7 protein-coding genes and 1 pseudogene are annotated in these 7,003 nt (G+C 60.8%); 7 read left to right on the top strand and 1 reads right to left on the bottom strand.

The annotated features are described in order from the left end of the window. Positions 1–99 precede the first annotated feature (99 nt). The 6 genes and pseudogenes from AC1DH9_RS20870 to AC1DH9_RS20845 all read left to right on the top strand — a co-directional run. On the top strand, positions 100–948 hold the full coding sequence (locus tag AC1DH9_RS20870; RefSeq protein WP_477808707.1) for a TauD/TfdA dioxygenase family protein: 849 nt from the start codon (positions 100–102) through the stop codon (positions 946–948). Positions 949–1,034: 86 nt separating this feature from the next. Continuing rightward, the gene (locus tag AC1DH9_RS20865; RefSeq protein ID WP_427536385.1) at positions 1,035–2,087 is read left to right on the top strand and encodes a beta-keto acid cleavage family enzyme; all 1,053 of its coding nucleotides are present in this window, start codon (positions 1,035–1,037) and stop codon (positions 2,085–2,087) included. Between the two features lie 92 nt (positions 2,088–2,179). Next, entirely contained in the window at positions 2,180–3,508 is a 1,329-nt protein-coding gene (locus AC1DH9_RS20860; RefSeq protein ID WP_477808706.1) for an MFS transporter, read from the top strand. Next, positions 3,505–4,170 carry a DsbA family oxidoreductase gene (locus tag AC1DH9_RS20855; protein WP_427536389.1) on the top strand — a complete coding sequence of 222 codons (666 nt, stop codon included), beginning with the start codon at positions 3,505–3,507 and terminating at the stop codon, positions 4,168–4,170. The genes AC1DH9_RS20860 and AC1DH9_RS20855 overlap by 4 nt, the downstream gene beginning before the upstream one ends. After that, positions 4,167–4,493: a Rieske (2Fe-2S) protein gene (locus AC1DH9_RS20850; protein WP_427536391.1), complete on the top strand. Its 327-nt coding sequence runs from the start codon at positions 4,167–4,169 to the stop codon at positions 4,491–4,493. The genes AC1DH9_RS20855 and AC1DH9_RS20850 overlap by 4 nt, the downstream gene beginning before the upstream one ends. Further along, positions 4,490–5,317, top strand: a pseudogene (locus AC1DH9_RS20845) (YeiH family protein); the annotation flags it as partial. The gene AC1DH9_RS20850 and the pseudogene AC1DH9_RS20845, both read left to right, overlap by 4 nt. 108 nt (positions 5,318–5,425) lie before the next feature. Here AC1DH9_RS20845 and AC1DH9_RS20840 read toward each other — a convergent pair. Beyond that, positions 5,426–6,478, bottom strand: a complete 1,053-nt coding sequence (locus AC1DH9_RS20840; RefSeq protein WP_477808705.1) for an AraC family transcriptional regulator — start codon at positions 6,476–6,478, stop codon at positions 5,426–5,428. A gap of 354 nt (positions 6,479–6,832) precedes the next feature. On the opposite strand from AC1DH9_RS20840, the gene AC1DH9_RS20835 reads away from it, so the two are divergent. Further along, positions 6,833–7,003, top strand: a 171-nt coding sequence (locus tag AC1DH9_RS20835) for an alpha/beta hydrolase (protein WP_477808708.1), incomplete at its 3' end; no start/stop codon positions are given.

Raw genomic sequence — 7,003 nt, 5'->3', positions numbered from 1 at the left:
GCACTATGCCTTGCAGGACGCTGTGCAGGCTCATCGCGACCTGGAGTCACGCAAGACCACGGGTTCATCGATTTTCGTTATCTAACGGAGCCGCCTGCCATGAAAGTCGAACAATTGACCTGCAGCATCGGTGCGGAACTGGTCGGCGTGAACCTTGCGGATGCGGTCCATGACGACGGTCTGTTTGCCGAGATTCGTGCTCAGTTGCTCAAGCATCGGGTGGTGTTCCTGCGCGATCAGGACATCACTCGCGCCGAGCATGTGGCCTTCGCCCGTCGCTTCGGCGAGCTGGAGGATCATCCGGTGGCTGGCAGTGACCCGGATCATCCGGGCCTGGTGCGCATCTACAAAAGCCCGGACCAGCCGATGGACCGCTACGAGAACGCCTGGCACACCGACGCGACCTGGCGCGAAGCACCGCCGATGGGCTGCGTATTGCGTTGCGTGGAGTGTCCACCGGTTGGGGGTGACACCATGTGGGCCAACATGGTGGAGGCCTACGCGCGCTTGCCGGATGACATCAAGGTGAAGATTGCCGATCTGCGCGCCCGCCACAGTATCGAAGCCAGCTTTGGTGCCGCCATGCCGATCGAAAAACGTCTGGCGCTCAAGGCGATGTACCCGGATGCCGAGCACCCGGTGGTGCGTACCCACCCGGAAACCGGGGAAAAGGTGCTGTTCGTCAACGCCTTTACCACCCACTTGAGTAACTACCACACCCCTGAGCGGGTACGTTTTGGCCAGGACGCCAACCCCGGCGCGAGTGAGCTGCTGCGCTACCTGATCAGCCAGGCGTACATCCCCGAGTATCAGGTGCGCTGGCGCTGGAAACCCAACAGCATCGCCATCTGGGACAACCGCAGCACCCAGCACTACGCCGTCATGGATTACCCGCCGTGCCACCRCAAGATGGAGCGAGCCGGGATCATCGGCGACAAGACTTACTGATCGACCGTCTCTGCATTCGTACTTGCTACAGGCTTGCCCGGCACGCCCCCGGCGTGGGCGCACAATCATAATAAAAGGAGTAACTCATGCAATTCTTCGACGATTCCCTGCACCCGGAAAACATGGAAAAAGTGGTCATCACCGTGGCCCCGTATGGCCCTGAATGGATGCCGGAAGACTTCCCCGAAGACATCCCGCTGACCATGGATGAGCAGGTGCAGAAGGCGGTCGATTGCTATGAGGCCGGTGCCACGGTGTTGCACCTGCATGTGCGCGAACTGGATGGCAAGGGTTCCAAGCGTCTGTCCAAGTTCAACGAGTTGATCGCCGGTGTGCGCGAAGCTGTGCCGGACATGATTATCCAGGTCGGTGGTTCGATTTCCTTCGCGCCCGAAAGCGATGGCGAAGCCGCCAAGTGGTTGTCTGACGATACGCGCCACATGCTGGCTGAGCTGACGCCAAAACCAGATCAGGTCACCGTGGCCATCAACACCACCCAGATGAACATCATGGAGTTGCTGTATCCGGAATACCTGGAAGGCACGTCCCTGGCGAACCCGGCCTATCAGGCGGCCTACAGCGAGATGACCGTGCCGGCAGGCCCGGCCTGGGTCGCGGAGCACTTGCGGCGGCTGATGGCGGCGGGTGTGCAGCCGCATTTCCAACTGACCGGCATGCATGCCATGGAAACCCTGGAACGCCTGGTGCGCAAGGGCGTGTACATGGGACCGTTGAACCTGACCTGGATCGGCATCGGCGGCGGTTTCGATGGCCCCAATCCGTTCAACTTCTTCAACTTTGTCCATCGCGCGCCAGATGGCTGCACCCTGACCGCCGAATCGCTGCTCAAGAACGTGCTGCCGTTCAATGTCATGGCTATGGCTATGGGGATGCATCCACGCGTAGGTATTGAAGACACGATCATTGACCAGAAGGGCAGGCGTTTCAGCTCCGTGCAGCAGATCGAGCAAACCGTGCGTGTCGCCCATGAGCTGGGGCGCGAAATCGCCAGCGGCAAAGAAGCCCGTGAGATCTACCGCATCGGTGTGCAGTACCAGAGTATCGAAGAAACCCTGTTGGCCAACGGCATGGCCCCCAACCGCAAGGCTGGCCAGAAAGGTGTGCCGCAACGCGGCTGACCGGCAACAAAGGCGGGAGGCCGATGGCCTTCCGTTCGCTGCATTGCAACACGCTCGATAACAACAATAAAACAAAGTTTCGAGGAGGCTGCATGGCCTTTCACCCAATCGCCGCGGACGATGACGACGCCAGTGGTGTCGGTATTGCGCGCCAATATGCCTGGATTGTCTTTGCACTGACGTTCGGCCTGTTGATTTCCGATTACATGTCGCGTCAGGTGCTGAACGCGGTGTTCCCGATGCTCAAGAGCGAGTGGGCCCTGAGCGACGGCCAGCTCGGCCTGCTCAGTGGCATTGTCGCCTTGATGGTGGGGCTGCTGACATTTCCGCTGTCGTTGCTGGCGGATCGCTTCGGACGGGTAAAAAGCCTGGCGCTGATGGCCCTGTTGTGGAGCCTCGCGACCCTGGGTTGCGCGCTGGCGCAGGACTACCCGCAGATGTTCATGGCCCGCTTCATGGTGGGTGTCGRCGAAGCGGCTTACGGCAGCGTCGGTATCGCGGTAGTGATTTCGGTCTTTCCCAAACACATGCGCGCAACCCTGGCCAGCGCCTTCATGGCAGGTGGCATGTTCGGCTCGGTGCTGGGTATGGCTCTGGGCGGTGTACTCGCTGCCAAGTTGGGCTGGCGCTGGTCGTTCGCCGGCATGGCGCTGTTCGGCCTGCTGCTGGCGGTGCTTTACCCGCTTATCGTCAAGGAAGCGCGCATCGCTCCTCAACGTGCCGCTCACGCCGCGAATAAGGCGGCAGCGGTCAAGCGCCCGCTCAGCACGCTGTGTTCCAGCCGTTCGGTGATCGCGGCCTATATCGGCAGTGGCTTGCAACTGTTCGTCGGTGGCACCGTGATTGTGTGGATGCCCAGCTACCTCAATCGTTATTACGCCATGGCAACGGACAAGGCCGGCGGTGTCGCGGCGATTATCGTGCTGTGCAGCGGGGCGGGGATGATTCTGTGCGGCATGCTCAGCGACCGGCTGTGTCGGCACTCGCCGGAGCGCAAGGTCGCCCTGGCCATCGCTTATTGTCTGGGCAGTTGCCTGTTGCTGTCGGCGGCGTTCGCCTTGCCGGCGGGGCCTGCGCAACTAATGCTGATCTGCCTCGGCATGCTGATTGCCGCCGGCACCACCGGACCTGCCGGGGCGATGGTTGCCAACTTGACCCACCATTCGGTCCACGGCACGGCATTCGCCACGCTGACCCTGGCCAACAACATGCTCGGCCTGGCCCCGGGGCCGTTCATCACCGGCAAGGTGTCCGACGTCATCGGCTTGCAGGCTGCTTTTCAATGGGTGCCCATGGTCAGCATCGCAGCAGCGGCCGTGTTCTTTTATGCCAAGTGTCATTACCACAAGGATATCGCCCGGCTAGCGGGTGAGCGGGTCAACGATTCGATTAGTGAAGCTGTGTTAGAGGTGAAGGTGTGAGTGGTCGTTTACGGATTGATGTGTTCTTCGATTTCATCTGCCCCTGGTGCCTGATCGGCAAGCGCCAACTGGAGCACGCGCAGGACCTGCTGCGCATCCAGCAAGCGGGAGTGGAAATCACTACGGTGTGGCATGGGGTGCAGTTGTTGCCACAACTGCCGGTACAAGGTGAGCCCTTCGCCGAGTTCTATCTCAAGCGTCTGGGCAGTGCTGAAGCCGTACGCATGCGTCAGGCCCAGGTGCAGCAGGCCGCGATGGCGGTAGGGGTACCCATCGACCTGAGCCGCATCGCCACCATGCCTAATACTGCTGATGCCCATCGCTTGCTGGAGCGTGCCGCTGTGCTGGGCAGTACGGCACAACGTGATGTCTTGCTTGAGCGGCTGTTCGCCGCCTACTTCCARTACGGCGAGGATTTGGGTTGTCATGAAACCTTGATTGCCATCGCCCAGGCGTGTGGCTTCGACGCTGATGCCATGGCCGCCGTTCTGCAAGGTGACGGCGATCCTTACGTCGGCAACGAGGCAGGCGCTGGCAGCGGTGTGCCGTGTTTTCAATTCGACCGTCGTTTGACGGTGGTCGGCGCGCAGCCTGCCGAGGTGCTGTTTGGCGCCATGGGTGAAGCCCTGCTCGATAGCCATCGCTCACGGCTTCCAGCATGAGTCGGCGTGTCCCCGTGCCTGCCGGAAAACTTCCGCAGGCGGGTGGCCGTGCGTTAATTGAATTCGAGAGTAAAAGCCTGGCGTTGTTCAACGTCGAGGGCGATCTGTTTGCCATCGACGACGGTTGCCCGCATCAGGGGGCCTCGCTGTGCGGCGGGCGCCTTGAGGGGAGGGTGATTCAATGCGGCGCCCATGGCCTGCGCTTCGATCTGCGCAGCGGTTACCTGCTCAATTCAACCCAACTCAAAGTCGCCAGTTACCCGGTCGAGGTTGTCGACGGCCAGGCTTTCATCGTCATCGTTTCTGAGGAATCCGCGCCATGAKCGTCATTGCTCTCACCCATATCCATAGCCGAACGCGCGAATTGGCGCCGGGGTTCATCGTCAGTCTGATCGTTGCGGCGGCAGCCTCCTTTTTGTCCGAGCGCTACGGTGCGCCGGTGATGCTGTTTGCCTTGCTGTTGGGCATGGCGCTCAACTTCCTGGCCAGTGACGGCGCGTGCAAGGCCGGCATCGAGTTCACCGCCCGCACCGTGTTGCGCATTGGTGTGGCTCTGTTGGGGATGCGCATCACACTGGAGCAGATCGCCGCGTTGGGCTGGAAGCCTTTTGCTCTGGTGGTGATTCTGGTGGTGGTGACGATCGGCGTGTCGGTAGTCGCGGCCAAGGCGCTGGGCTTTCAGCGCTTGTTCGGCATGCTCACCGGTGGGGCTACCGCGATCTGTGGCGCCTCGGCTGCGATGGCGCTGGCGGCGGCGCTGCCCAATCATCCGCAGAAGGAACGTGCCACGCTGTTCACCGTCATAGGGGTGTCGGCGCTGTCCACCACGGCGATGATCCTTTACCCGATGATTGCCAACTGGCTGTCGTTGTCGCCACAAGTTGCAGGGATGTTCCTGGGCGGTACCATCCACGATGTTGCCCAGGTAGTCGGTGCCGGTTACAGCCTGTCGACCGAGACCGGCGACATAGCCACTGTGGTCAAGCTGATGCGGGTCGCCATGCTGTTGCCGGTAATCCTCTGCGCCACCCTGATCACGCGTATGCAAGGCGCCGACACGTCCGGCAAACGGCCACCGTTGCTGCCGTGGTTCGCCGTCGGTTTTCTGCTGCTGGCCTTACAGGGCTGCATTGTGTTGGCTCCTTGGTGCAGTGAGGCTCTCGGCCGGTGTCACGCATACCGGTTCTTTCGCGGCGACTGTACCAGCAGTCGCCGTTTTTTTTTGGTTGAAGTTCCGGTGTCTATTTCAGGTGGTTCAGGGTTCTGTGGAACCGGGCAGTATGGTCGGGTTCATTGGTGCTTTGGCCGCCTGTTTTTGTGCGCTGCGCCACGCGGCGGGTGGCATGCCGAACTGGGTGATGAACCAGCGTGTGAAGGAGCTCGCCATGGAGTAGCCGAGCATGTCGGCGATCCGGCCCAGCGAATAATTCGGGTTTTCCAGGTAGCGCAGCACCAGGTCGCGGCGCACGTCGTTGATCAGGTCGTTKAAGGCGCAGCCGTCGTCTTTGAGGCGGCGCTGCAGGGTCCGAACGTTCATGCCCTGGGTCTGGGCGATTTGCTCGATGGTGGCGCGCCCCATTGGCAGCAGCAGGTAGATGGCTTTGCGCACTTCGAACAGCATCGACGGTCCTTCGTGGCTCAGCAGCGAGTCGAGGTAACTCTGGGCGTAGCGAGCCATGGCTGGATCGGCATGGGGGTTGGTCATGTCGAGGCTGGCATCGGAACAGACAATGCCGTTGAACTCGCTGCCGAACTCCAGGTTGCAGCCGAACAGGCGACGATGCAGTTGCAGGTTGTCGGGGGGCTGGTGCGTGAAGTTGACGCTGTAGGGATGCCAGTGTGTGCCGAGCAGCGCCGCGCACAGGCGGAACATAACGCCGATTGCAAGCTCCGTGGCCTGTCGGCTGGGCATCGGTGATTCGGTGACCACCTCTTCGCGAATGATCACCATCTTGCCGGCCTCTTCAATGAAGATGGCCAGCGAATCGTTCAGCAGATGACGGTAGTGCACCACGACCTGAAAAGCATCACGCAGCGTCCGCTGGTGGCTGAGCAGCAGGCTGACCACACCGAAGTCCGAGAGCTGGCGCGATTCGGCCATGCTCAGGCCGAAGCTCTGACAGCCGCTGGCGGCGGCCGACTCCTCCAGCAGACGCACGGCGGCATCGATGGGAATCCGGTGTTCAGGGGCTTGCAATTGGGCCTTGCTCAGGCCGACGGCAGCCAGTAAGTCGCGCGGATTGAACCCCAGGTACTGACTGACCTCCAGGTAGTTGGTCAAGACGGCGGCGCGAACAAGCTTGGTCATGCGAAGGTCTTTCCTGGGCAGATTCCGATGGAAATGAGCGTGGCGACTATATCCAGCACATCATCAATTGAACAGTTATGACGTCATCGATGGCACTCCCCCAATGCTGTCGGCAATGACGGTCGCCTGATGGATCAATCGACTCACATCCATTGATTACAGTGGCTTGGGCCGGAGTTGTAGTGTTTTTTGATCAGTGGTCGCGCCACGCCAACACCTGGAAATCTGTCATCAAAAGAAAAGTCACTGACGCCGAATGAAAAGCGCCACGGGTAGGCGCTCTTTAATGTCGACACTACAAAAAGCTTCTGGCGAAAGAGCCGGTCGAGTCATCGAGAAAGCGAAGGTGTTGATGTGGACAAACTGCAAACTGCCGCAACCGTTCTGATCGTACCGGGCCTGCGCGAGCACGTTGCCGAACATTGGCAAACGCTGCTTGAGGCCCGCCTGAGCAATGTGCGCAGTGTGCCGCCGCTTGAAACCGACAAGCTCGACTGCAGCAAGCGGGTCCAGGCAATCCAGCAC

The sequence above is a fragment of the Pseudomonas sp. 05T35 genome (assembly GCF_056396605.1).
The sequence above is the reverse complement of the archived record's forward strand: the minus strand, read 5'-3'. Positions and strand labels throughout refer to the sequence as shown.